The sequence below is a fragment of the Acrocarpospora sp. B8E8 genome, from assembly GCF_039871605.1.
GTDB lineage: Bacteria > Actinomycetota > Actinomycetes > Streptosporangiales > Streptosporangiaceae > Acrocarpospora > Acrocarpospora macrocephala.
The window spans coordinates 1-23,580 of sequence record NZ_JBDPLV010000117.1 but is presented as its reverse complement, the minus strand read 5'-3'; the positions used below and the strand labels follow the sequence as shown (position 1 = coordinate 23,580).

At 69.0% G+C, this 23,580-nt stretch carries 22 protein-coding genes and 2 pseudogenes; 13 read left to right on the top strand and 11 right to left on the bottom strand.

The window, feature by feature from the left end; genetic code table 11:
- Positions 1-267: DUF4259 domain-containing protein (locus ABGB08_RS51595; protein WP_347606942.1), on the bottom strand; the 267-nt coding region annotated here is incomplete at its 3' end.
- A 277-nt stretch (positions 268-544) separates the two neighbouring features.
- Here ABGB08_RS51595 and ABGB08_RS51590 point away from each other — a divergent pair.
- Together ABGB08_RS51590 and prfH are read left to right on the top strand one after the other, a co-directional pair.
- On the top strand, positions 545-1,693 hold the full coding sequence (locus tag ABGB08_RS51590) for an RNA ligase RtcB family protein (protein WP_347606951.1): 1,149 nt from the start codon (positions 545-547) through the stop codon (positions 1,691-1,693).
- Entirely contained in the window at positions 1,690-2,298 is a 609-nt protein-coding gene (prfH, locus tag ABGB08_RS51585) for a peptide chain release factor H (RefSeq protein ID WP_347606939.1), read from the top strand. Before ABGB08_RS51590 ends, prfH begins: the two co-directional genes overlap by 4 nt.
- Positions 2,299-2,379: 81 nt before the next feature.
- Here prfH and ABGB08_RS51580 read toward each other — a convergent pair.
- Positions 2,380-2,633, bottom strand: a pseudogene (locus ABGB08_RS51580) (IS3 family transposase); the annotation flags it as partial.
- 12 nt (positions 2,634-2,645) lie between these two features.
- Between ABGB08_RS51580 and ABGB08_RS51575 the strand changes: the two are divergent.
- The 7 genes and pseudogenes from ABGB08_RS51575 to ABGB08_RS51545 all read left to right on the top strand — a co-directional run bounded on the left by ABGB08_RS51575 (position 2,646) and on the right by ABGB08_RS51545 (position 10,057).
- Positions 2,646-2,825, top strand: coding sequence for a hypothetical protein (locus ABGB08_RS51575; RefSeq protein ID WP_347606936.1), 180 nt, complete (start codon positions 2,646-2,648; stop codon positions 2,823-2,825).
- Between the two features lie 159 nt (positions 2,826-2,984).
- A complete protein-coding gene (gene fxsT / locus ABGB08_RS51570; protein WP_347606933.1) occupies positions 2,985-5,072 on the top strand; it encodes an FxSxx-COOH system tetratricopeptide repeat protein in 2,088 nt (695 codons plus the stop codon).
- Between the two features lie 28 nt (positions 5,073-5,100).
- Entirely contained in the window at positions 5,101-6,519 is a 1,419-nt protein-coding gene (locus tag ABGB08_RS51565) for an IS1380 family transposase (protein ID WP_347606930.1), read from the top strand.
- A gap of 149 nt (positions 6,520-6,668) precedes the next feature.
- A complete protein-coding gene (locus ABGB08_RS51560; protein WP_347606948.1) occupies positions 6,669-7,487 on the top strand; it encodes a tetratricopeptide repeat protein in 819 nt (272 codons plus the stop codon).
- A gap of 210 nt (positions 7,488-7,697) precedes the next feature.
- Positions 7,698-8,273, top strand: a pseudogene (locus tag ABGB08_RS51555) (CHAP domain-containing protein); the annotation flags it as partial.
- Positions 8,274-8,333: 60 nt separating this feature from the next.
- Positions 8,334-8,720 (top strand): VCBS repeat-containing protein, encoded by a 387-nt coding sequence (locus tag ABGB08_RS51550; protein ID WP_347606945.1) that lies wholly within the window; start codon positions 8,334-8,336, stop codon positions 8,718-8,720.
- A 179-nt stretch (positions 8,721-8,899) separates the two neighbouring features.
- Positions 8,900-10,057, top strand: a complete 1,158-nt coding sequence (locus ABGB08_RS51545; RefSeq protein WP_347606927.1) for a thiolase family protein — start codon at positions 8,900-8,902, stop codon at positions 10,055-10,057.
- 33 nt (positions 10,058-10,090) lie between these two features.
- Here the strand turns inward: ABGB08_RS51545 and ABGB08_RS51540 are convergent, their stop codons facing one another.
- Positions 10,091-10,984 (bottom strand): hypothetical protein, encoded by an 894-nt coding sequence (locus tag ABGB08_RS51540; protein ID WP_347606924.1) that lies wholly within the window; start codon positions 10,982-10,984, stop codon positions 10,091-10,093.
- 180 nt (positions 10,985-11,164) lie between these two features.
- On the opposite strand from ABGB08_RS51540, the gene ABGB08_RS51535 reads away from it, so the two are divergent.
- On the top strand, positions 11,165-11,968 hold the full coding sequence (locus ABGB08_RS51535) for a MerR family transcriptional regulator (RefSeq protein WP_347606921.1): 804 nt from the start codon (positions 11,165-11,167) through the stop codon (positions 11,966-11,968).
- 9 nt (positions 11,969-11,977) lie between these two features.
- On the top strand, positions 11,978-12,337 hold the full coding sequence (locus ABGB08_RS51530; protein ID WP_347606918.1) for a VOC family protein: 360 nt from the start codon (positions 11,978-11,980) through the stop codon (positions 12,335-12,337).
- Positions 12,338-12,347: 10 nt separating this feature from the next.
- Here the strand turns inward: ABGB08_RS51530 and ABGB08_RS51525 are convergent, their stop codons facing one another.
- The 7 genes from ABGB08_RS51525 to ABGB08_RS51495 form a co-directional block, all read right to left on the bottom strand.
- On the bottom strand, positions 12,348-12,797 hold the full coding sequence (locus tag ABGB08_RS51525) for a group II truncated hemoglobin (RefSeq protein ID WP_347606915.1): 450 nt from the start codon (positions 12,795-12,797) through the stop codon (positions 12,348-12,350).
- Positions 12,798-12,813: 16 nt separating this feature from the next.
- Positions 12,814-14,022: an FAD-dependent monooxygenase gene (locus tag ABGB08_RS51520; RefSeq protein WP_347606912.1), complete on the bottom strand. Its 1,209-nt coding sequence runs from the start codon at positions 14,020-14,022 to the stop codon at positions 12,814-12,816.
- A 45-nt stretch (positions 14,023-14,067) separates the two neighbouring features.
- A complete protein-coding gene (locus tag ABGB08_RS51515; protein WP_347606909.1) occupies positions 14,068-17,214 on the bottom strand; it encodes a BTAD domain-containing putative transcriptional regulator in 3,147 nt (1,048 codons plus the stop codon).
- A 46-nt stretch (positions 17,215-17,260) separates the two neighbouring features.
- Positions 17,261-18,442 (bottom strand): hypothetical protein, encoded by a 1,182-nt coding sequence (locus ABGB08_RS51510; protein ID WP_347606906.1) that lies wholly within the window; start codon positions 18,440-18,442, stop codon positions 17,261-17,263.
- Entirely contained in the window at positions 18,439-18,780 is a 342-nt protein-coding gene (locus tag ABGB08_RS51505; RefSeq protein ID WP_347606903.1) for a PadR family transcriptional regulator, read from the bottom strand. Before ABGB08_RS51505 ends, ABGB08_RS51510 begins: the two co-directional genes overlap by 4 nt.
- A gap of 31 nt (positions 18,781-18,811) precedes the next feature.
- Positions 18,812-19,663 carry a glycerophosphodiester phosphodiesterase family protein gene (locus tag ABGB08_RS51500; protein WP_347606900.1) on the bottom strand — a complete coding sequence of 284 codons (852 nt, stop codon included), beginning with the start codon at positions 19,661-19,663 and terminating at the stop codon, positions 18,812-18,814.
- 134 nt (positions 19,664-19,797) lie between these two features.
- The gene (locus ABGB08_RS51495; RefSeq protein ID WP_347606897.1) at positions 19,798-21,405 is read right to left on the bottom strand and encodes a hypothetical protein; all 1,608 of its coding nucleotides are present in this window, start codon (positions 21,403-21,405) and stop codon (positions 19,798-19,800) included.
- 35 nt (positions 21,406-21,440) lie between these two features.
- Between ABGB08_RS51495 and ABGB08_RS51490 the strand changes: the two genes are divergently transcribed.
- Both ABGB08_RS51490 and ABGB08_RS51485 read left to right on the top strand, forming a co-directional pair.
- Positions 21,441-22,532 (top strand): hypothetical protein, encoded by a 1,092-nt coding sequence (locus ABGB08_RS51490; RefSeq protein WP_347606894.1) that lies wholly within the window; start codon positions 21,441-21,443, stop codon positions 22,530-22,532.
- A complete protein-coding gene (locus ABGB08_RS51485; protein ID WP_347606891.1) occupies positions 22,532-23,308 on the top strand; it encodes a caspase family protein in 777 nt (258 codons plus the stop codon). The genes ABGB08_RS51490 and ABGB08_RS51485 overlap by 1 nt, the downstream gene beginning before the upstream one ends.
- A 4-nt stretch (positions 23,309-23,312) precedes the next feature.
- Here ABGB08_RS51485 and ABGB08_RS51480 read toward each other — a convergent pair.
- On the bottom strand, positions 23,313-23,580 hold a 268-nt coding region (locus ABGB08_RS51480; RefSeq protein ID WP_347606888.1), incomplete at its 5' end, for a glycine radical domain-containing protein.

The window sequence follows — 23,580 nt, the reverse complement described above, 5'->3', positions numbered from 1 at the left end:
ATCCTCGTCGAGACCGAGCCGGGATTGTTCACCCAGCCGCGCCCATAGCCCGAACGGCGAGCCTCCGACCAGCCGACCTATCCCAATCCCATCGACAAAAGGGGCATCAGCTCGCGGAACGCACTCTAAATAGCCGTCCTCCACCATGACCTGCGTGAAAGCGCGCCTGATCAGTTGCGGCCGTTTCTCCGCGGGCGCGTCGTTCAGGTGTCCGCACCAGTCAGCGGCATGGTCGTTGTCGAACGGCCCTACATCCCATGTACCCATGGCGTGCTTTCTACCGGACGCCACTGACATTCCGGCCCGTCGCGTGGGTTCAAGGTGTCGAATGACGACATGCTCACCGACTGAAAACCATTTGCCTCGCGCATGGGCTCAGGGAACGCTGTGTCCATGACGTTCTGACGGTCAGCAATCCGCTACTGCAATATCTCGCAGCGCCAACCCGCGCCGTACCGTCGTCTGCCCACATCTTTTCCGCGGAGAAACGTCTTTGTCTCAGCAACACTCTCGGCTGGAGTCCCTGCTGTTGTCCACGTCAGCCATGGGTTCGGCCACCATTTCTGTGTTCTCTTCCCCCGCAAGCTGGATCGAGTCCGATGCCCTCGAGCAGTGCCGCCAGGTGGCCGCTCTCGACGGCATGACGCACGTTGCCGCCATGCCGGACCTGCACCCCGGCAAGGGCGCCCCGATCGGAGCCGCCATGGCGTCGACCGTGTTGTATCCGCTTCTGGTGGGCTCCGACATCGGTTGCGGTATCGCCGTGTTCCCCATCACGCTCAAGCGCGCCGTACCCGCGAAGCTTGCCGCCCGGTTTCCCGACCTCGACCGTGCGCTGAGCCCTGGGCAGGATGCCGGCAACCCGGCCTGGGCCGTTGTGAAGGGCGATGTTCCCGCCGGTCACCTCGAGGGTCTCGGGACGGTCGGCCGAGGCAATCACTTCGTGGAGTTGGCGCGGATCGAGATGGTCTTCGAGCCGGGTCACGCGAGTCGTCTCGGGCTCGCCGCCGGCGATCTCGTTCTCATCGTCCACAGCGGTTCCCGAGGGCTGGGCGAGCGGATCCTGCGGGCGCACACCGCGGTCCACGGTGCAGGCCCCGCCCCTGATCCCGGCGCCTATCTGGCGATGCATGACGACGCCGTACGCTGGGGATCACTCAACCGGCGGTTGCTGGCTGCCCGGGTCGCCCATGCCCTGGGGACCGAGCCCACCGAGCCGATCGTCGACCAGTGCCACAACCTGGTCGAGATCCGCGACGGGGTCTACCTGCACCGCAAGGGGGCGGCGCCGGGCGACCGCCGCGACGTGCTCATCGCGGGCACGCGAGGCACCTGTTCCTACCTCGTGGCCGGCCACGCCGGACCGGACGCGAACCATTCGGTGGCGCACGGCGCGGGCCGCAAGATGTCGCGTGCCGACGCTCTGCGCCGGGGCCGGGCCAAGCACACGGTCGAGGAGTTGCGCCGCACACCGGTGGGCTCGGTGGTGGTGTGCGGCGATCGCCAACTGCTCTTCGAGGAGGCGCCAACGGCCTACAAGCGTATCGAGCAAGTGATCGCCGACCTCGTCCATCATGAGCTGGCCACGCCCGTGGCCACCACGGTCCCCCTGGTCACCTACAAGACGCCGGACCTCGGGTCGACGCCCCAACGGGACCGCCGGGACCGTCGCCGTAAGCAAGGCCGACCATGATCGTCCACCTGCTCCTGTCGGCAGGACGTGGCCCGCAAGAATGTGCCTGGGCGCTGGCCCGGCTGCTGGGCCGCCTGGAAGCCGACGCCACCCGGCAGGATCTGCGGACCCATCGGGTCCAGACCGTTCCCGGTGACCGGCCCGGCACCTACCGATCCGTCCTGGTCCAGATCACAGGAGTCGGCGCGGAGCCGTTCGCTGCCTCGTGGACCGGAACGCTGTGCTGGCAGGCCCCCAGCCCCTACCGGACCAGCACCGGCCGAAAGAACTGGTACGTCATCGCCCAGCCGTGCCAGGTCGACATCCCGCGCGCGAGGTTCGCGGAAGCAGATGTCGATATCGTCGCCTGCCGCACCGGCGGCCCCGGCGGTCAACATCGAAACAAGGTCAGCACAGCGGTACGGGCGACCCACCGTCCCTCGGGGATCGTCGTCGTGGTCGACTCCGAGCGGCAGCTCAGCCTCAACCGCCGCATCGCCATGCAGCTGCTGCGACAGCGCATCGAGCACGGTGAGGAGGCGGCAGAACGCGCCGTCACCACCGCCCGCTGGCGCATCCACGATGAGCTCGTACGCGGAAATCCGACCCGTATCGAACGTCCATAAATGTCGAAACAGGACCCGGCCCCATAGGAGCAGGCCCGCCAGCGACGGCGGCAATGTGAATCCGCGCGCCGCGCCCACGTCCCGCATGTGATCGGCGATTGATCGGCCCGCCGGCCGCCGTGATTTCAACTCCAACAGGTGGCCAGTACAAGAATCGGCCATCGCCGACGAACAGTTAGGTGACGTCACCCATGTACTGCTGATTCGGCGCATCATCGGTGAAGTCTCGCTTGACTAGTCCGGGACGGGGCATCGGGGTCGCCTGCGGCAATCGTGGTGCGGACTTTCATACGCAGGCCGACGATGCCATACTCGCGCACCACCCGCTCGATCCGGCCGGAGGGTGAGTGACCTTCGCCGCCCGGCCGTCTATTGTCCATCATGTATTGGCTGATGATGGCCGCGGTGAACTCGCCGACGCCATGGTGTCGGATACCGAGATGGAATGCGGCAGCTTCGGCGATGGCACCGGCAGCAGCACCGCAGGCCAGCGCGATGACGGTGGTCGCGACCGATCGCAGAGTTGAGCGCACGCGGATCACCATGCTCCTTATGTCTGACGAGCCGGCTAAGTAGTGGCCACCAGTTCACGTGTTCGGTCCGCTTTCGCCGGCTCGGAGCGAACATTTTTTAAGCCAGGGCACTGACCAGCGCAAATACATCTTCGTTATCGATCATGAGCGAACATGCGATTGGTTTATGGCAGGTCGGTAGTCTTGGCCGGAGAGATGACGGAGGTGGGAATGGCGCGAAGCCAGAGGGGAGACCCGGATCTACCACCTGGCCCCGCACGTGATCTCGTCGACCTGTTCCGCCGGCTGAGATCCGAGAAACGGTCGACTAATGCCCAATTAGTCGCCCGCACCGGTCTGGCCGCTGGACATGTCAGCGACGTTCTTAGGGGATGGAAGGCACCCAGCCCGGATACCGCGCAACAGCTGGCGGAGGCACTCGGCGCGACTCAGGAGATCGCTCGTCGCGCTCGTGCACTTGCGGAGAAGCTCGCGGAACTGAACCGGTACCAGCGTCGTCAGGCCCGTGCGAGCGAGAGGGCAACGCATTCGGAGCCACCGCGACTCCCGCCGGTGTGGAATGTGCCGGTCCGCAATCCTCATTTCACTGGCCGTCAGCGAGAGTTGGTCCGACTTCACCGGCTGCTGGCGGAACAGTCGACAGTCGCTGTGCACGCGCTGCACGGTATGGGCGGCATAGGCAAGACCCAGACCGTGATCGAGTACGCGCACCGGCACGCTCCCGAATACGAACTGGTGTGGTGGCTGAATGCCGAGCAGATCGGGACTGTAGCTGATGAGATCACACAGTTGGCGGTCGAGATCGGTGTGCCGGCCTTCGACGACCCCGAGGCCACCCTGCGCGCGGTCAAACAGCAACTGCGTGGCATGCGGAACTGGTTGCTGATCTTCGACAACGCAGAAGATCCTGATCAAGTCCGCGAACTCCTCCCCGGCGGGCCGGGCAAGGTGCTGATCACCACTCGCCGAGATGGATTCCGGGCGATCGGCGGTGTGGTAGACCTCGACACACTCGATCGCCGTGAGGCGATCGCTCTGCTGCGTCACCGGGCGCCAGCCCTTACCGAAGCTCACGCCGAACGGCTGGCGGAGCGACTCGGCGATCTGCCGCTCGCGCTGGACCAGGTGGCCGCATATCTGGATCAGACGGGTATGCCAGTCGAGGAATACCTTGAACTGCTAGGGACCCGAGCAAGCGACCTGTACGTCCGCGGGCGGCCCGCCAGCTACCGGGGGACGATCGCCACGATCTGGTCGCTGTCGATCCAACAGGTGCGCGCCACCGCGCCTGGAGCGCTCCATCTGCTGCGCTTGTGTGCGTGGCTCGCGCCCGAGCCGATTCCGCTGGATTTGTTCACCGGCCACGCCGAGCGTTTGCCTAGGTCACTGGCCGTAGTCGTTGCTGATCCAATCGAGTTCGCTGACACGGTCGGCGTTCTTGCCGGCTTCTCTCTGGCTCGCCGCATGCCCGATGGAATGTTGCTGCATCGTCTGGTGCAGGACGTGACACGACAACACGACACCGCAGGCACGATGGTCCCTACGGAAGAGGCCGGCGCACTGCCGATCGTGCTTGGCCTGCTGCGCGCTCACATGCCCGACGATCCCTATAACATTCGGCAGACGTGGCCGGCGTACCGGCGCTTCTTGCCGCACATTCTCGCGGCCACATCCCACCATGACGACAAGCGGCCGGTGGCCACGGAGGACGCCGCATGGCTGCTTGCCAACGCAGGTGAGTACCTTCATCAGAATGGCCGGAACACCGAGGCTCTTCCATTGCAGGAGCGGGCGTTGCGCATCCGCGAGCTGGCGCACGGCGACGACCATCCCGCGATCGTCCACAGTCTCAACTCGGTCGGCCGCGTTCTCTACGGGCTGGGTCGACAGGCCGACGCGCTGGTCGTGCACCAGCGTGCCATCCGCATTCTGGAATCCATTCTCGATCCGGCGCATTCGGAAGAATTCGCCTTCACTCTCAGAACGACCGGTCGGGTTCTGTACGGGCTTGGCCGACAGTCCGAAGCCGTCCCATTGTTCCAGCGGGCGCTGCAGATCCAGGAAGCGGTCCAGGGTCGCGACCACCTCGCGGTAGCCGACACGCTCGCCGAGCTGGGGCACGTCCTATCCCTGATGGGTCGCGACGCTGACCTTGAGAATTCACGGCAGCTTGATCGAGTAGCGGGTTCTCATGCGAAAAGTGCTCCTGAACTGGGAAAATCAAGGTTACCAAGCGCTTGATAATCACAGTCCAAGGAGCACTCTTCAGGTGTCCGATCTTACCTCTTGGTCCCGCGACCTGACAGCCGAAGTCGACGGCCACGGCATCGTCAACCACGCCGGATCCGCCGTCTTACGCCTGATGTCCGACGGGCTCGGGCTGACCGGCCGCCTGTCGGGCGCGCTACAGCGGCGCGGCTTCACCCCCGGCCACGATCGGGGCCGGGTCCTGACCGATACCGCCGTGATGATGGCCGACGGCGGGCGTGTCCTATCGGACCTGGCCACCCTGCGCGACCAGGGCGAACTGTACGGACCCGTCGCCTCCGACCCGACCCTGCGCCGCGCCCTGGCCGAGATCGGCCCCGAGCAACGGGACCGGATCGCCGCCGCCCGCGCCCAGGTCCGCCGCCAGGCGTGGGCGTTGATCGCCGCCCGGCACGGCGGGATCCCCGCCTCGAAGGTCGCCGACCGCGATTTGGGCAAACAGATCGTGATCCGGCTCGACGCGACCGTCATCCCCAGCCACAGCGACAAGGAAGGCGCGTGCGCGAACTTTAAGGGGTTCGGCCATCACCCGCTGGCCTCGTTCTGCGACAACACCGGCGAGGCCCTGGTCGTGGTACTGCGGCCGGGCAGCGCCGGGAGCAACACCGCGATCGACCACATCACCGTCTTCGACGCCTCGATGGCCCAAATCCCGTGGCCGTACCGGCGTAACGTGCTGGTCACCACCGATGGCGCGGGCGCCACGCACGACTTCCTGAACCATCTGCACGCCGTCGCCGAACGGCGCGGCCGGCACCTGGAGTACTCGATCGGCTGGGAACTCGGCGAACGCGAGCAAAACGCGATCAAGCTGCTCCCCGCAGACGCCTGGCAGCACGTCATCGACGCCGATGGCAAAGCCCGTGACCTCGACGACGCCGGCGTGGTCGAACTCACCGGTCTGCTGCGCCGCAGCGCCGACGGCGATCGGCTCGCGCTCTGGCCTGCCGCGATGCGGGTCATCTGCCGCCGCGAACGTCCCTGCAGCGGCGCTCAGCTGTCGCTGCTGGAAGAAGCCGACGGCTGGCGCTACAGCCTGTTCATCACCAACACGATCGGCCGCCAACTCGACTTCCTGGAGTGCCGTCATCGTGTCCACGCCCGCGTCGAGGACGGCATCCGCCGGGGAAAATCCACCGGCCTGGGTCATATGCCGAGCACGTCCATGCAGGTCAACACCGCCTGGTGCGTGGCCGCCGCGATCGCCATCGACCTGTTGTGCTGGCTACGACTGCTCTGCCTGACCGGCCCGCTCGCCCACGCCGAACCCAAAACCCTGCGCTACCGGCTCCTGCACACCGCCGTACGACTGACCCGCGGCCAACGCAAACGGAAGATCAAAATCCCGCAGACCTGGCCCTGGGCCGACGACCTGCTCGCCTGCTTCGCCTTCGTGCTCGCGCTGGACCCCGCCGGGTGACCAGCCCGCCCCGACCACCTGACCTCGACCCGGAGGAACCCCCAGTCGGCCCGTGGAACCGACACCGACCCGGCGCGACAGCCGGGGTGGACCGCTGCCCGACAGCTTGACAACAAGATCAAGAAGGAGCATGAAGATCAGCCAACCGGCTGCGCCAGCCGCACCCGATCCTCCCGCGACTGATCAAGGCTGAGTCCCTTCCGCTGCAGCGACGGGCGTTAGGTATTCACGAATCGAAGCTCGGCGCGGACCACCCCAATGTCGCTGACAGCCTCAACCATATTGGCCGAGCATTGTCTGGCCTGGGCCGCCACTCCGAGGCCATTCCGCTGCACCAACGGGCGCTACATATCCACGAAACGTCACTCGGCGACGACCACGCCGCAGTCGCCGACAGTCTCAATCAGCTTGGCCGGGCATTGTCAGACGCGGGACGGCACGCCGAGGCGATTCCATCACACAAGCGCGCAATCCGGATTCACCGCGCGTCGCTCGGCGAGAGCCATCCCGCGGTGGCCGACGGCTACAACCACCTCGGGCACGCGCTGACCGGCCTCGGCCGGTACAAGGGAGCCATCGCAGCGCATCGCCAAGCCCTCCGCATCCACGAGGTTTCGCTGGGCCAAGGCCATCCTGCGCTGGGCGTCGGTCTGCACGGCCTGGGAAAGGCATTATCGGGATCCGGCCGCCACACTGAGGCGCTTGCCGCGCATCAGCAGGCCCTCCGAGTACATGAGACTTCCCTCGGCGGCGACCATCCGGCAGTGGCCGTTGGCCTGAATCTCGTGGGCCGTTTACTGTTCGCTCAAGGCTGGCACGCGGAGGCCGTCGCCGCATATGAACGCGCGTTGCGCATCTACGCGGACGCATTCGGACCGGAGCATCCAGACGTCGCCTGGACGCGAGAAGCCCTGAGCGGCGCCCTGGTGGCTACTGATCCCGGCCGTCGCGGTTTTCCCCCTGCCTGATCTCCCACACCGCCATGCCAGGCACCGTAGCCGAGGACCATCCCGGCCAGGAAGGCAACATCCGCTCATGCCGCGTCGCGATGGAGAGGACTTGTTCATCTCCACGGCGCGCTGAAAACCGCCCGCCGCGGATTTTCAGCGAAGTTTCAGCAGCCCCTTCGAATCTTCCGGTGTCAGCACGAAACACCTCCCTCCACCGGAAGGATCCCCATGAAAATCACCCGCATAGGAGCACAGAGCGGCCTGCGATTCGCCCGTCGCCTCAGCGCCGGGCTGGCCACCACGGCTGTCGTGGGATCGGGATTGCTCGCCATCACCACGACGCCGGCCGCTGCCGTGTCCCGCGGCTCCATCGTCTCGGTCGCGCAAAGCCAGCTGAACAACTCATCGCGCAACCACGAGCAGCCGCTGGGGAGCGGTTGCAACTACTACACCGGCTACTTCCGAACCTGGAAGCCCGCAACCGGTTGCCCCGCCACCGACGGAGTTCAGTGGCGTGACAGCGACTGGTGCGCCGACTTCTCCAAGTACGTATGGAAGAACGCCGGCGTGCCGTACGCCGATGTGCCCGAGACCAGCGGAGGCGTGCTCACCGGCTGGGCCAGTTCGTTCAAGGACTACGGCACGACGCACGGCACCTGGCACACCCGCGCCAGCGGCTACGCACCGCAGCCGGGCGACGCCCTCGTCTTCGACTGGGACCAGAACGGCGTCATCGACCACGTCGGGATCGTCAAGTCGGCGAACGGCAGCACGGTCTACACCATCGAAGGCAACAGCGGCGATCGCGTCAAGGAGAACAGTTACTCCCGCACCAACATCGACATCGTCGGTTACTCCAGCCCCGTGGGTGCGAGTGATGTCGACGAGCCAGCTCCGCGGCCGGTGGTGGATCCGCAGGCGGGGCGGCTGGTGGACTTCGACGGTGACGGCAAGCCGGACTTCCTGGGCTTGGGTGCCGCCGGTGATGACATGTGGTTCATCCCTAACACCAGCGCCCCCGGCGCTCCCGCGCGCGGGCAGAGCGTCCCCATGTCCACCGGCTGGAAGACCGTCACCAAGTACTGGCTGACCGATTACGACGGTGACGGCAAGACCGACGTGCTCGGCCTCAACGGCACTGATCAGATGCTGGCCTGGCGCAGCAAGGGCACCGCGGTCCCGTCCTTCGAGCAGTACGTCAGCCTCGGCACCCTGTGGAGCACTTTCAGCCACATCCCCACCGCACAGTAATCAGCCAAGCTCGCTAGGCCGTCCGATCTTCAACCGGGCGGCCTATCGGGCTATTCACACACCGAAGGCGTCCCTTTATAGCGGAGTACCAGAACTGATACTTTAGTACTCAGATTGGTTCTCGGGGGTCACCGGCGGAACGATCACTACATGATCGGGCGCCATCTGAAGGAGCAGCCATGAACAGAGACGCGGTCATCGTCGAAGCTGTCCGCACGCCGATCGGGAAGCGCGGCGGAAGCCTGTCCTCCGTCCATCCCGCCGATCTCTCCGCGGTGGTGCTGCGGGGACTGAGTGACCGTGCCGGGATCGATCCCGCGGTCATCGATGACGTGATCTGGGGCTGTGTGGGCCAGGTCGGCGAGCAGTCCTTCGACATCGCGCGCACCGCGGTGCTGTCGGCGGGATGGCCGGAGCACATCCCCGGTGTGACCATCGACCGGCAGTGCGGGTCATCCCAGCAGGCCGTCTCCTTCGCCGCGGCCGGAGTCATAGCCGGTCACTACGACGTGGCCGTGGCCGGGGGAGTGGAAGTCATGTCCCGGGTTCCCCTGGGCTCCTCCCAGGCCGGCGGCTTCCCGCTCGGCCAGCGCTACATCGAGCGGTACGGCGCGGAGTTCCCCAACCAGGGCATCGGCGCGGAGATGATCGCCCAGGAATGGGGCATCACCCGCACCCAACTGGACGAGTTCAGCCTCGAATCCCACGCCAAGGCCGCGGCCGCCGCCGACGAAGGCCGATTCGCGGCCCAGATCCTCCCGGTGGAACTCGCAGACGGCACCGTGATCAGGCAGGACGAGGGCATCAGGCGCGGCAGCACGATCGAGCAACTGGGCCGGTTGCGCCCGGCCTTCCGGGAGGACGGCCTGGTAACCGCGGGCAACGCCTCACAGATCAGCGACGGCGCTGCCGCGCTGCTCATCACCACCTCGGAGAAGGCGGCCGAACTGGGCCTACGACCGATCGCGCGCGTCCACACCTCCGTGGTGGTCGGAGCCGCCCCGATGCCAATGCTGACAGGTCCCATCCCGGCGACGCGGAAACTGCTGAAGCGCTGCGGACTATCCCTGGACGACATCGGCGCCGTGGAGATCAACGAGGCATTCGCGTCCGTAGTCCTCGCCTGGATGATCGAGCTCGGAGCCCAGCCCCACCAGGTCAACCCGCTCGGGGGAGCGATCGCACTGGGCCACCCTCTCGGCGGGAGCGGCGCCCGCCTGATGACAACGCTGCTCCATCACATGCGAGACAACGACATCTCCTACGGCCTCCAAACGATGTGCGAAGGCGGCGGCCAGGCAAACGCGACCCTGCTAGAACTCCTTCCACCCCGTTGACCCACCAGGACGATCCGCCACGCCGGCCGCTTCCTACAGCCGGAGGCGACCGGCGGCATGCAGTACTGCGAGGACGTCCGCGGTGACCCACGGGTTGGCGCGGCGGGTACTCGTGCCGCCCCAGTCGACGGAGTCGTGATGCAGCGCGATGTTCGCGGACACCCGGTAGTAGCGGGCGTGGGCAGGCCAGCCGCCGGCCACCCGCAGTGACTCGAGGAGATCCAGTGCGTCAGTGCAGCGCTCATCGCCGAGTACGCCCAGCTCGGCCAGGCCTTTCAACCCGCCCAGCACGTCGTAATGCCAGTACAGCGGGTAGTGGAGCTTGGCGAACTCGGGATGCATCAAGGTGCCCGTACTGATCCGGTAGGCGAGGCGGCGGGTGAGCAGAACCTCGGCGGCCCGGCGAGCAGCCGTGGCCGCGGCGCCGGAATCCATCGCCGAGTACGCCGCCAGCCCTCTCATCGGCAGCAGCGTCTCGCAGAAGGACGAGGTATCGGCGGCCGGATTCTTGTCGCAGTTCCAGCCGCCGTCCGGCCACTGCCACAGCAGCAGTCGTTCCACGAGGTCGCCGCACCGCTCGTCGGCCAGCCCGAGCGTGACCAGGAACCACAGCGCGTTTCCCTGTTGCGAGGCGCACCGCCGGTAACGGCCCCGCATGACCGGCACACCACGCCTGCGGTAGGCCGCGGACTTCGCCGTCGCCTCGAACTCCACGTAGTACGACTCGTCCAGCCACGTGGCGAGAACCTGCTCGCGCAGCGGGTGCAGTGCCGTATCGCCGGGTGGATACCCAAGGTCCGCCAGCGCCGCCAGGATCCAATGCGCACCCTGCCACTTGGCGTAAACACCCGGCCGCTCTGCCGAGAAACACGGCGCCAACAGGCGCCGTACCCGCTCGGAATTCTGAATCTCAGTACGAAGCTCCACAATTTCGGCACAATCCGGAGCTTCACCCAGCACCTGGGTGCGAACCTTCCATCGGATGGATGGCTCAGCGGACGCCAGAAGCATGTCAACGATCGGTCCGTGCCCGCCGCTGACTGTCATCCGACAATTTTACCGGGGCCGGATTGACCTTCCCGTCACTGGAAGGTCTTGGGTGGACCCATGACATCAGATGTCTCGATCGGAGAGTTCTCGCGGCTCTGTCACCTGGGCGCGAAAACGCTGCGGTACTACCACGACATCGAGCTGCTGGTTCCCGACGCCGTCGACGACAGCACCGGCTACCGGCGGTACTCGGTGAGCCAAGTCGCCGACGCGCACCTCATCCGTCGGCTGCGTGACCTCGACATGCCGCTGGCCGAGATCCGGCAGGTACTGGGCGAGTCGGACCAGGTTGCGCGCGAGCAGGCGCTGGCCCGGCACCTGGATCGGATGGAGGCGGAGCTCACCCGGACCCGGGACGTGGTGGTCTCGCTGCGCAGGCTGCTCGCAACCCCGCCACAGGTTCCGGTCACCCACCGCCAGTCGCCGACGTCGACCGTGCTGCGCATGAGCGCCCGGGTCGCCCGGACCCAGGTGTCCGGCTGGTTCGGGCAGGCCTACCCGCAGCTGTACGGAACCCTGGCTGACTACGGCCTGGATCCGGCCGGTGCCGCGGGCGCGACGTACTCGGCGGAGTTCTTCGAAAACGACCAGGGGGAGGTGGTCGCGTTCGTGCCGGTGCTGCCCGACGCGGCGCGCCCGGGCGACGACCGGTTCGCCGTGCTGCCGCGGCAGCGCTTCGCGGTCGCCCTGCACACCGGCCCGTTCAGCGACTGCGACCTCACCTACGGCTGGCTCGGCGCGCATGTCGCCGCGCATGACATCGCCCTGGCCGATCCCATCGTCGAGGTCTACCTCGTCGGGCCCGCCCACACCAACGACCCCAACCAGTTCCAGACCGAGATCTGCTGGCCCATCCATTAAGGAGAGCACATGACTGAGCTTGCCATCGGCAACGTCACCGCCGACTGCGCCCACGCGGCCGACCTCGCCGGGTTCTACGCGGCGTTGCTGGACCGCCCGGTCGACGCTGGAGCGACGGAATTCTTCGCCACCGTCGGACGCGAGAGCGGTGCCCAGCCGGTACTGATGTTCATCAAAGTGCCGGAACGCACTCCGGGAAAGAACAGCGTTCATCTGGATCTGCACGCGCCGGACGTGGCGGCCGAGGTCGCCCGGGCGATCAGCTTGGGGGCCAAGCACGTCGCCGACTTCGCCGAGTACGGCATGGTCTGGACCACCCTGGCCGATCCAGAGGGGAATCTCTTCGACATCGGCGCGAAGCTGCCCTGAACCAGCGGGCTCAGCGCCGCAGTCCGTCCCATGACCATCGCGGAATGCTCAGGCCCTGGGGGACGTCGTCGGCGGACTCGTGGTAACGCGACATGGTCGTCGTGGTGGCCCAGGCGAAGTAGTCGTGCAACACCTGCCGGAGTGGCTCGGCCGCGTTCAGTCCCACGTCCTCCAGGGCCTGGTCGAAGCAGGCGATCGCCAGGCGGTCCATCTCCTCGTGCGTGCCGTGGCCGCTGTGGAGCCGTACGACCGAGGTCTCGTCGCCGTAGGCGTCGGAGTAGACGGCGGGCCCGCCGAGGGCCTCGGCCCAGTAGGCAGCGAGCCGCTCGCTGTGCTGAGGATGGAATCCGCCGCTGAACGCGTGGCTGACTATTTCGTCGGCCATCACCCGGTGGTGCCATGCCTCAGCCAGGCGGAGCAGGCCCTCGGTGCCGCCTGCGGCCTCATACACACTTCGCATGCCCCAAGGATGGCCGTTATCCACGGGTGGCGGGAAGGTCCTGGTCGTACGGTTTCAGGGTGATGGCGCTCGCCGTCTTTCTGATGCTCTTGATGAAATGGCCCTTCCATGGGATGTAGGGCAGCAGGCGGTAGTTCTGGTTGATGAACCAGGCCAGGAACCTGCCCTGGGGGACCGTCCACTTGGCCACTCCCTGGCCTGCCTTCTGGCAGCCCGCGACGTAGTCGCGCATCGCCTCCTGGTAGCCGGCGAAGCCGGCGCGGTGGTCTCCGCCGGCCGCGGCCAGTTCGCCCGCCAGGACGTACGCGCCGACGATGGCCAGGCCGGTGCCCATGCCCGACAGCGGCGAGGGCGAGTAGGCGGCGTCGCCGAGCAGCGCGACCCGGCCGCGCGACCAGGTGTCCAGATGGACCTGGCTGATCGAGTCGAAGTAGAAGTCGGGCGCGTCCCCCATGGCCGCGAGCAGCCGGGGAGTCTCCCAGCCGACCCCGTCGAACGCCTCGGCGAGGATCTTCTTCTGCTGCTGGACGTCGCGCCGATCGTAGGTCAGCGAGGGCGAGCCGAAGTGGAACAGGGCCTTGGCCTCGGTGTTGCTCCGGGCGCTGTAGACGCCGACCGTCTTGCCGGGGACGCCGTACATCATCCCGGTGTGGTCCAGCCCCAGATGGTTGTCCACGGTGAAGATCGCGAGGTGGAGGCCCAGGTCCTCGATGAAGTCCCGGTCGGGGCCGAAGGCCAGCGCGCGTACGTTGGAGTGCAGCCCGTCGGCGCCCACGACCAGGTCGAACCGCCGGGGCGCGGCCCGCTCGAAGGTGACCTCCACCCCGTCGGCGTCTTCGGTGATGGCGGTGATGGAGTCGTCGAAGAGGTATTCGGTGTGGTCCTTGGTGGCGTCGTACAGGATGCGGGCCAGGTCGCCGCGCAGGATTTCGAGGTCGCCGCTGAACATGCCGGAGGGAATGGTGGCCACCTTCTTGCCCGCGGCGTTGACGTGCGACATGTCGCCCATGTGGGTCCGCAGGCGCTCGACGTCGGCCAGGATGCCCATCCGCCGGAGCACGGTGAAATGCACGTCGCCACGGAAGTCGACCGCGTAGCCGCCGTCGCGCAGGGCGGGGGCCCGTTCGACCACCGTGGGAGTGAACCCGTGGCGGTGCAGCCAGTAGGCGAGTGCCGGGCCGGCGATGCTCGCCCCCGAGATCAGGATGTTCGTGTTGGTTGTCATGCGACGAGCGTGCCCGGCGGCGCTCACCGGCCGCTCACCGTCGGCTCACTGGTCCGGGGCTCTGCTCACTCCCAGGACTTCGATGGCCGACTCCGGCACGCCCACCAGGCGAAAAGCGTCGGCCAGGGACATCCGCGCGCCCTCCTGGTAGGCGGCCTCGTACGGCGAGCCGCCCAGCGCGGCCCGGGCGGCGGCGGCGACCTTCGCGGCATCGGGATCGGCCCCGGCGGCGCTTCCCCGCAGCACGGTGGCCGCACCGAGCAGCCGCGCCGCCCACGCCGCGTCGTCCTCGGTGAGAGCGATCCCGGCCAGAGCGGTCCCGGCGAGGGCCTCGACCGCGCGGGCGCCTTCGGGGAGCGGGCCGGCCAGCGCCACCTCGGCGGCGCGCACGTACCAGACCCGGGCCTCGCCGGGCGCACCGGACGCTTCGGCGACCTTGCCGAGTCCCATGAACGTGTTGAGACGGCTCCTGGCGCTCTTGAGCCAGTGGGTCTCAAATCGCTCCAGCGCCTGCTCGTACATTCGGCGCGCCCCGGCCAGGTCACCGCCCAGCCGGGCGATGTCGCCGAAGCCGGTCATCGCGGCGGCGAGATAGGTGGGACTGCCCACGCGGCGCGCGATCTCGGCGGCCCGCTCATAGTCCGAGCGCGCCCCGGCGAGGTCTCCCGCCAGCCTGGTACGGGCGCGATGGACGCGATAGTCGCCCCGGTTGCACAGCAGGTCGGCGACGTCCTCCAGCGCACCGAGCTGCTCGGTGCGGGCCAGGGCCTCGCCGGTCAGGACGATCGCCTGGTCGGGGTCGTCGCGCAGATATGCCAGGCCGGCCAGCGAGTCCAGCGCCAGCGCCGCCCCCCAGCGGTCGCCGAGCGCCCGGAAGGTCTCGGCCGCCGTGGCGAACGCCTCCTCGGCCGCCGCGAACCCACCCGTCAGGAGCTGCGGATAGCCCCACACCACGTTGCTGATCGCCGCCTGCCACCGATCCGATGCCGCACGCCCCCGTGTGATCACCGAGAGCACCACCCCGGGATCGCCCATCGGGGTATTGATCACCGGCCAGAGGAACGCGATGGCCGGATGGCCCAGCGGCCGATCCTCGTCGGCCACGATCGACTCGACCGCCGGCCGGCACCGGTCCCACCCGCGCGGTCCGCCACCGGCGGCCGCGATCAGCGCACCGAGCACATAGTCGGTTTCCAGCCCCGCGGGCGGAGCGGCGCCGGTCGCCTCCAGCAGCGCGGCCGCCCACGGCGTCACCGAGGCGCGGGTGCCGCTCAGCCAGATGTACCAGGCCATCGACCCGAGCAGCGCGAGCCCCAGCCCGGTCTCGCCCGACTCGGCCGCCCACCGCAGCGCCGCGTGCAGGTTCGGTTCCTCCGCCTTGAGCGTGGCCAGCCACCGGAGCTGTTCGGGGCCCCGCAGGTGCGGATCGGCGGTCCTGGCCAGCCGCAGGTAGTGGTCGGCGTGCGCGCGCCGTACGGCACCGGCCTCGCCCGCCTCCTCCAGCCGCTCGGCGCAATAGGCGCGGATCGTCTCCAGCATGCGGTAGCGCCCGTCGGCGACCTCGATCAGCGACTTGCCGGCGAGGGAGTCCAGCACGTCCTCGGCGCCGGGCAGCGCGCAGACCCGCCGCGCCGACTCGGCGGTGACGCCGCCGTGGAAGACGGTCAGCCGCCTGGCCATCGCCCGCTCGGCCTCCGGCAGCAGATCCCAGCTCCACGCCACGACCGTGCGGAGCGTCTGGTGCCTGGCCTCGGCGGTACGGCTGCCCCGCGACAGCAGCCGGAACCGGTCGTCAAGACCGGCGGCGAGCTCCTCCACATCGTGCGTCCGCAGCCGCGCCGCCGCCAGCTCGATCGCCAGTGGCAGGCCGTCGAGGGCATCGCAGATCCGCCGTACGGTCCCGGCCTTGGCGTCGTCCACGACGAAGCCCGGCCGTACCGCGGCGGCCCTGTCGGCGAACAGCAGCTCGGCCGGGGCCGGCGGGAGCGGCCGGACCGGCCACAGGTTCTCGCCGGTGATGCCCAGCGGCTCCCGGCTCGTCGCCAGGACCCGCAGCGCGGGGCAGCGTTTCAGCAGCCGCTCGGCCAGCGCCGCCACGGCGTCGACCAGATGCTCGCAGTTGTCGAGAAGCAGCAGCGCCGCCCGGTCCTCCAGCGCCGCGACCAGGCGCGACTCCGGCCGCACCCCAGCCTGCCCGGCATGGAAGCCGCTCTCCCGCAAGCCGAGCGCCCCGAGCACGGCCGCGGGCACCTCCGCCCCGTCACGCACCCGCGCCAGCTCCACCAGGCACACCTCGGGCTCCGCGCTCGCGGCCTCGATGGCCAGGCGGGTCTTGCCCGCGCCGCCGGGGCCGAGCAGGGTGACCAGGCGGGCTCGCGCCAGCAGGCCGGCGACCGCGGCCAGGTCGTCCGCGCGGCCCACGAAGGTGGTGAGCTGGGCGGGGAGCGCGGGCACGGCCGGGTCGCCGCGGAGCAGGGAACGGTGGATCGCGGCGAGCCCGGGCGAGGGGTCCGCGCCGAGTTCGTCGGCCAGGAGCCGCCGGACATCCTCGAACGCGACCAGCGCCTCGGCCTGCCTGCCGTCGGCTCGCAGCGCGCGCATGAGCAGGCCCCACAGCCGTTCCCGCAGTGGATGCCGGGCGGCCAGTTCCCGCAGCTCCGGGACGAGCGCCCGATGCCCGCCGCGCTGGAGTTCGGCCTCGATCCGGTCCTCCAGGGCGCCGAGCCTGCGCTCTTCGAGCCGGGCCGCCTCGGCCCGTACCGAGCCGGCGTCGGCGGCGTCGGCGAGCGCGGGACCGCGCCACAGGTCGAGCGCCGCGCGAAGGAGCTCCGCGGCCCGTAGGGCGTCGCCCCGCGCGAGGAGCTGCCGCCCCTCGTCCGACAGCCGCTCGAAACGGCAGGCGTCGACGTCTCCGGGATCGACCAGCAGCCGGTAACCGGCGGGGGCGAACTCGATCGCGGCGCCGGGGCGCAGCGCCTGACGGAGCCGCGACACCTGTGACTGCACGGCGTGCGCCGCGCCGTCGGGGGCTTGCCCGCCGTACAGATCGTCGATCAGCCGGTCGAGCGGCACCACCTCGCCGGCGCGGACCGACAGCAGCGCCAGGAGCGCCCGCCGCACCGGCCCGCCCAGCGCCACCTCGCTCCCGTCGTCACGCCACATCCGCGTGACACCCAGGATCCCGATCCGCATGCGTTCCATCATCTCCCGCATTGCCCGCTTCGGGAGATGACTGCCGCTAGGACGGATCGGCGGTCCGCGCGCCGAGACCGGCGCCGATCACCCCGAGCGTGAGGCCGAGCACGGGAAAGACGGCGAGGCAGAAGACCAGGGCATCGGCCAGGTTCGCGCCGACGGGAGCCGCCACCTCGCCGCCGAGGAGCAGCCCGCCGTCGATCGCGTGCTGGCGCAGCGCTTCGGGCAGCCAGACGGCGTAGGTGAGCGGGATGAGGGCGGCCACGGTCCAGACGGCGGCCTGCAGCCCCGAGCGGAACGACCGGCCGGCCCGCCCCGCCGCGAACGCCGGGACGAAGAAGGCGCCGAGTGGCGCGAGCACGAGCACCAGGGAGAGCACGATCACGAGCGGGAGCGGGGGCTCCGTCCCGTCGGTGCGGATCGCCAGCCAGAACCAGGCCGCGAACACGACAGCGGCGGTGCCGCCGAGATGGGGCGCCAGCCGGCCGGTGCCCAGCCACCGCGGGGCTGCCAGGGCGACCCACAGGCAACCGGCCAGCACCGCGGCGAGACACACCGCCGCGACCGGCGGCAGGTACTGCGCCGCGGCCGGCTCCCGGCGCAGGAAAAGCACGGTCATGACGATCGAGGCGGCCACACCACCGGTCACCAGGACGGTCGGAGCCGGCACCGGCAGCCGCGGCCGGCGCCAGCGGGCGACGGCCAGTACCACCATCGCACCGGCCAGGGCGGTGAAGGCCACCGCGAACACCCGCAGCCCGGGCACCGCCGCGCCGACCGCCGGCCCGGCCGCCGCGACCGAGGCCACGACCACCCCGGCCACGAGCGCGAGCACCGGCCACCCACCCGCCGGCGGCAGCATCAGCAGGCCCCCGACACTGCTGAGCGCGAACCGCCACCGGGCCGACCGCCCTTCCACTTCGGCCAGTTCGGCGGTCATCGCCCTGCCCCACTCACGGCGACGTTCGGGCAGCGCCGCCACCGCGACCGCGAGCAACCGCCCCGGCGGGTCGATCGCGGACACCTCGGCCGCGGACCACCAGTGGCGCAGCACGAGCCGGGCGGCGATCACCCACAGCAGCGGCGGGACGACCAGCCATGCGATGGCAGTCATCAGCGGGGGGAGCGGGTCGGCGGTCGCGAGAGCGACGACGTAGAACACCACCCATGCCACCACGACCACCCAGGTCGTGACGGTCTGCAACCTGCGTCGGGTCCACCTCATGCGCCCTGCCACCCCTCTTTCGGACCGGATCGCCGGATCGCCGCCGCGCCAGTTGAGGCGGCGGCAGCGGCAGCGGTGGCGAGTTCGGTGGCCAGCGCCCGGCCGGAGCCGGTCAGCCGGTACAGGTGGCGCGGTGGCCGGCCGGCGGGCACGTCGGTGTCCCAGGTGGTCTCCAGCAGACCCCGGTCGGCCAGCCGCACCAGGATCGGGTACAGCGAGCCGGGCTTGAGGCCCAGCTGCTGACACAGCTCGTAGCCGTACCGCCAGGCGGTCGGCTCCTCGGCCAGCGCCAGGACCACCGCCGCGGTCTGCGCGGAGGGGCGTCGGATGCGGGTCATACATTAACTCTACATATTCAGAGTTATGGGGTCAACGGCGGTCTTCGCGACCGCAGCTTTGCGCGGCCCAGGCCAGATAGGCCGGGGTCTGGTCGGTGACGATCCGGTGCACGCCGTAATCTCCCAGGCGTTGCCACAGGTGGGGGCTGTTGGGGGTCCACGCGTAGATCGTGGCGCCCGCCGCGCGGTAGGCGCGGACTCGCGTACGGCTCAGGTTGTCGTAACGGACCGCGACGAAGGAGAACTCCTTGGCCGTTGAGACTCGCGGTGCGGATACCGAGAGCAGGCCCTTGCGGGCCGGGATGGAGCTCACCGCGCGCAGGGCCGAGGGGAGGAACGAGGTCAGGCTCGCCCACGGCGAGGCCGCCAGCCGCTGGTAAAGATCTCGCAAGGAGCGCAGGTCGGCGGGGTCCGGAACCTGCTTCAGCTCCACGAGGGTCTCCGTGGTCCTGCCCCGCAGCAGTCGCAGGGCCTGGTCGAGGGTCGGCGGGTGCTGGCCGTCGGGGGTGCGCAGCGCGCGGAACCGCGCCAGCGTCATGTCGGAGACGCGCCCGCCGGCCGTGGTGGTGCGGTCGACCGTGGCGTCGTGCATCAGCACCGGACGGTGATCCTTGGTGAACCGCACATCCAGTTCGACCCGGTCGGAACCCGCCTCCAGAGCGCGCCGGAACGCCGTCAGCGTGTTCTCCGTTCCCCAGCCCCGGTGAGAGATCAGGTCGGGCGCCTTGCACGTCGACGGAGTCGATCGGGTGAGGTCGCGGGCCGCGGCGCTCGGGCTCAACAGCAGCGGCGTCAGTGAGGAGATCGCCAGCACCGGCCGAATGGTCCGCAGTGCACCTTTCGCGGTCGGTGTCCCACCTCCGGCGAGCAGCGGCAGGAGCATGATGTCTTCCCTTCCGTCTACGCCTCCCGTGACCTGAAGGCCATCGGGTCAGGTCAAACGCGCAGCGCTTGACCTGGATCGTTTACGGAAAGTAGATATCCAGTGACTCTAAGTTTACACCTGGGAACATGGCGTCAGGAGCCGACGCGGCTGTCCGTCCAGGGGATCCCGTCCGGCCGGGCCAGCAGGCAGGAGGCGCGGTGCGGTAGCACAGGATCCCAATTGGCGATATTGGGATAGAAAGTGAAGTGGATCATGCCTTGCCGGGTTTCCCCGGGCAGGGCCGTGAACGCCGTCGCGCAGGCTTCCTGTGACGCCTGGCTGACGGCCGGAGCTGCCACCACGGGAGGGTTGACGATGACCGGCAGGGCGAACACCTGCCCCCAGTGCGGGTCGTCGCAGTCTCCGACCACGACCCGGTCCGTGCTGGGGCCGGGGTGGTGGAAGACGCAGTCACCGACAGCGAGGTTGGCTGTGCTCTTGGGGCCCGCCGGGAGGTCGAACTCGAAGAAGTCGTAGATGCCGCTCACGATTGCCGAGCCGAGGCCGTAGGCGAAGAGGATGCCGATACCGACGAAGAACACCTTGGTCAGGCCCTCGGTGGCGTACCGCATTTCCCTCGTGATCCACGGGACGGCGTCGAAGCGGCGGCGGAGCGAGGGGACGACTCGCAGGACGAAGGACACCGCCAGGAGAAGCAGGCCGAAAACCACTCTGGCCAGCCATTTCACGGCGATCGCCGCAGGACCCCGGGCGATGCGGGCGGCACTGCCGGCAGGCGGGCCGGTTCGGATGGGGGGCGGCGCGGGAGCCGGTGCCGCCGGGGTGGGCGGGATCTCGTCGTAGCCCGCGGCTTCGTCCAGCCAGTCCAGGGCGTGCCTGTCGGGCGTTCCATCGCCTCGGTAGAAGGCCGAGTCGAGGGCGAGCACCCAGTCTTGCGGGCTGGCCCGGTCCTCGGTCGAGAGCGGGTTCCCGAGGGTGGCCAGCAGCAGCGCGCGCAGGCCGGCCGGGGTTCCTTCGGGGATGGCGGTCGGCTTCGGCCAGGTGCCGTCCGTACGGCGGTCGAGGTTGCCGGGGATCAGGAACAGGCCGCGATAGATCGCCAGGGCCAGCGCGTAGCGGTCGCTGAAGTGGTCGTGGGCCGGGATCTGCCCCGCCACCAGCCGGGGGTCCATCCAGCCGGGGGTGGCGACGCCGGTCGAGGGGGCTCGCGGGCTCATGCCGTCCACGTCGATGACGCGGACGGCGGGCTCGGGGTCGGAGGTCCACACGACGTTCTTGGGGGAGAGGTCGCCGTGGACCAGGCGGAGCTCGTCCAGCCAGGCGAAGACCTCGGCGAGGCGGCGGACCACCCGTACCCGGATCTCGCTGGGCGGTGGCGCCGCCCGGCGCATCAGCAGGAAGTCCAGGCCGCGCGGGGTTCCCTTGCCGCGGAGGAAGCCGTCGGGCAGAGCGGGCATGATCACCCCGGTGATCGCGCCGTCCGGCCTGTCGATCAAGTCGATCGGCCAGCACAGCGAGGTCGCCACCGTCGAGCCGACCGGCACGCCGCCCCGCAGGGTGTTGCGGCCGAGCGCGCACAGTTCGCCGCTCATCCGGATCCGCGACTCGTCCACGATCGGCTGGTCGTAACACTTGCCGACCAGCGGCGCGCCCTCGGCGAGGTACAGCGAGGCGGTGCCGCCGCGGGCGAAGGGCGCGTCCGCACAGTCGTAGCTGCCGAATCGACCAACGAGCCGCATGGCCTCCCCTACTCATCGCCGGCGAGCACGACCTGGTGGCACTGATCCCCGTCACCCTCCTCATGCTCGGCCTGCATCTGGGCTACCGGGCCGGGCTTCGCCGCGGCGCCTGGCCGGGCGCGGCGGGAACGCGCCGCCTCTGGTGGGAGCGCAGATTCGCGGCCTTCCAGCTCGGGCCCGACTTCTTCCCCGACTACGCGCTGTCGATCAGGCACATGATCGGCGCGGCCGCGATCCTGATCGGAACGCCGAGCCTGCTGTACGCGTATCTGGCGGGCACCCCGATCGCCGAGGTCGCCGGCTGGCTGGGCGTGTATGTGGTCACCGTGCTCGTCGGGATCTGGCCGTCGGCGGTACGAGAAGGGGCATTGAACGGGCACGTCAGCCCCCGCCCGGCCGACTGGCTCCGCTTCGTGGGATATCCGGTGGGAGTACGGGCGCGCCGCAGCGCCAAGCGGCTGGTCACCCCACGCCAGTGGTGGCCCGGATGGCTGCGCCTATCCGTGTTCGTCCAGATCTACGGCGGCCGCCTCTGGTGGCTGAAGATCACTGCCGGTGTGGCCGCGTTCACGTTCATGGCCGCCAGGCCGTGGATCTCCGCGGAGATGGACCGCAGTCCTGTTTTCGCACGGCTGGTGGCGGGCGCCATCGTGCTCTTCTTCCTGATCGTGCTGCCGATAGGCATCGCCAGGTTCGTCCGCCCCTGGCGGCAGGCCCGCCGGGATCGGCTGCTGACCGAAGCGCTCTGCGCGGACCTGCAACGCGCCGACCCCGGCATCCTCACCGGAAACCGCCTGGTCGAAGTCCTCGCGGAACTGCGGACGGCCGAGGGCTTCCGGCTGCTCGTGGACACGATGTCGACCCAGCCCCCCGGCACGACCAGCGAACCGGCCATCCCCATCGATCGGGACGCGCTCGCGCTGCTCGGCTTCATCGCGCATGTCCGCGAGGTCCTGGAGACGTTCGAGCCCGCCTACGAGGGTGAGGTGCCGCACATCAATCGCGAGCCGAGGCCGGAGTGGGTGCCGCTCATCACCGAGAGCGGTGCCATGCCCATCGTCCAACTCGCGCAGCAGGACGTCCAGGACGCCATCGCCGCGCTGCACGATTCCAGAAGGAGAGACTGATGCTCCACGCGGTGCTGGTCGGCATCGACCGCTATCGGGATCGGAGGATCCGCAACCTGCGCTTCGCCCGCTCCGACGCCGAGGCCGTCGCCCGGCTGCTGACCCGCGTCGATCCCGCGGAACGGGACATCCGGCTTTTGCTCGACGAAGAGGCGACCAAACACGCGATCATGACCGAGATCGGGGTGCGGCTCCGCGGGCAAGCCGGTCCTGATGATGTGGTTCTGATCTACTTCGCCGGGCATGGCAGCCCGGAACAGGGTCAACGACCTGATGATGTGGCTCGATATCTGGTGACGCATGACACCGAAAAGAGCAACATCTACGCGACGGCCATCGACTTCGACAATGAGATCAACCGCTGGTTCGAGCGCATCGACCGGCCCAAACTGGTGCTTATGTTGATCGACTCGTGCTTCAGCGGAGGTGCCGGCGGTCGTACCTTCATGGGACCGGAATTGCAGCACCGCCGGGCCGGGAGCCGCGCGCCGATCTCCTTGTCGTTGAAGGATCTGGATCTGGGCGAGGGCAAGCTGATCATCACGGCGTGCGGGGAGGACGAGAGGGCCGAAGAGTCGCCGGCTGTCGGTGGCGGCGTGTTCACCCACTTTCTGATCAAGGGTCCGGCCGCGGCGGGGGAGAACACGGTGGGGTTGCATTCGCTTTATGAGCAGGTGGCCCGCTCGGTCCGGGACTGGTCGCGAAAGAACCAGAACCCGATCATCTACGGCCGCTCAAGCTACGCCCGCTTCCCCAACGTCTGGTCCGCCCCTTAGCGGGTCACAGCGAGCCGTGGAAGGTGCGGTCGACCACGTCCTGCTGCTGCTCGCGGGTGAGGCGGACGAAGTTCACCGCGTACCCGGAGACGCGGATGGTCAGCTGCGGGTAGTTCTCCGGATGCTCCATCGCGTCCAGCAGGACGGCGCGGGTCAGGACATTGACGTTCATGTGGAAGCCACCGGCGTCCACGTACGCGTCCAGCACGCCGACCAGGTTCCCCGCCCGTTCCGCCGGGGTACGCCCGAGCCCTTCGGGCGTCACCGTGTTG

Excerpts from the sequence above, each read along its gene's own strand:
- ABGB08_RS51590 (WP_347606951.1), top strand. The coding sequence starts at position 545 with ATGGGTTCGGCCACCATTTCTGTGTTCTCTTCCCCCGCAAGCTGGATC.
- prfH (WP_347606939.1), top strand. The coding sequence starts at position 1,690 with ATGATCGTCCACCTGCTCCTGTCGGCAGGACGTGGCCCGCAAGAATGT.
- fxsT (WP_347606933.1), top strand. The coding sequence starts at position 2,985 with ATGCGATTGGTTTATGGCAGGTCGGTAGTCTTGGCCGGAGAGATGACG.
- ABGB08_RS51545 (WP_347606927.1), top strand. The coding sequence starts at position 8,900 with ATGAACAGAGACGCGGTCATCGTCGAAGCTGTCCGCACGCCGATCGGG.
- ABGB08_RS51535 (WP_347606921.1), top strand. The coding sequence starts at position 11,165 with ATGACATCAGATGTCTCGATCGGAGAGTTCTCGCGGCTCTGTCACCTG.
- ABGB08_RS51530 (WP_347606918.1), top strand. The coding sequence starts at position 11,978 with ATGACTGAGCTTGCCATCGGCAACGTCACCGCCGACTGCGCCCACGCG.
- ABGB08_RS51525 (WP_347606915.1), bottom strand. The coding sequence starts at position 12,797 with ATGCGAAGTGTGTATGAGGCCGCAGGCGGCACCGAGGGCCTGCTCCGC.
- ABGB08_RS51520 (WP_347606912.1), bottom strand. The coding sequence starts at position 14,022 with ATGACAACCAACACGAACATCCTGATCTCGGGGGCGAGCATCGCCGGC.
- ABGB08_RS51515 (WP_347606909.1), bottom strand. The coding sequence starts at position 17,214 with ATGCGGATCGGGATCCTGGGTGTCACGCGGATGTGGCGTGACGACGGG.
- ABGB08_RS51510 (WP_347606906.1), bottom strand. The coding sequence starts at position 18,442 with ATGAGGTGGACCCGACGCAGGTTGCAGACCGTCACGACCTGGGTGGTC.
- ABGB08_RS51505 (WP_347606903.1), bottom strand. The coding sequence starts at position 18,780 with ATGACCCGCATCCGACGCCCCTCCGCGCAGACCGCGGCGGTGGTCCTG.
- ABGB08_RS51500 (WP_347606900.1), bottom strand. The coding sequence starts at position 19,663 with ATGCTCCTGCCGCTGCTCGCCGGAGGTGGGACACCGACCGCGAAAGGT.
- ABGB08_RS51495 (WP_347606897.1), bottom strand. The coding sequence starts at position 21,405 with ATGCGGCTCGTTGGTCGATTCGGCAGCTACGACTGTGCGGACGCGCCC.
- ABGB08_RS51485 (WP_347606891.1), top strand. The coding sequence starts at position 22,532 with ATGCTCCACGCGGTGCTGGTCGGCATCGACCGCTATCGGGATCGGAGG.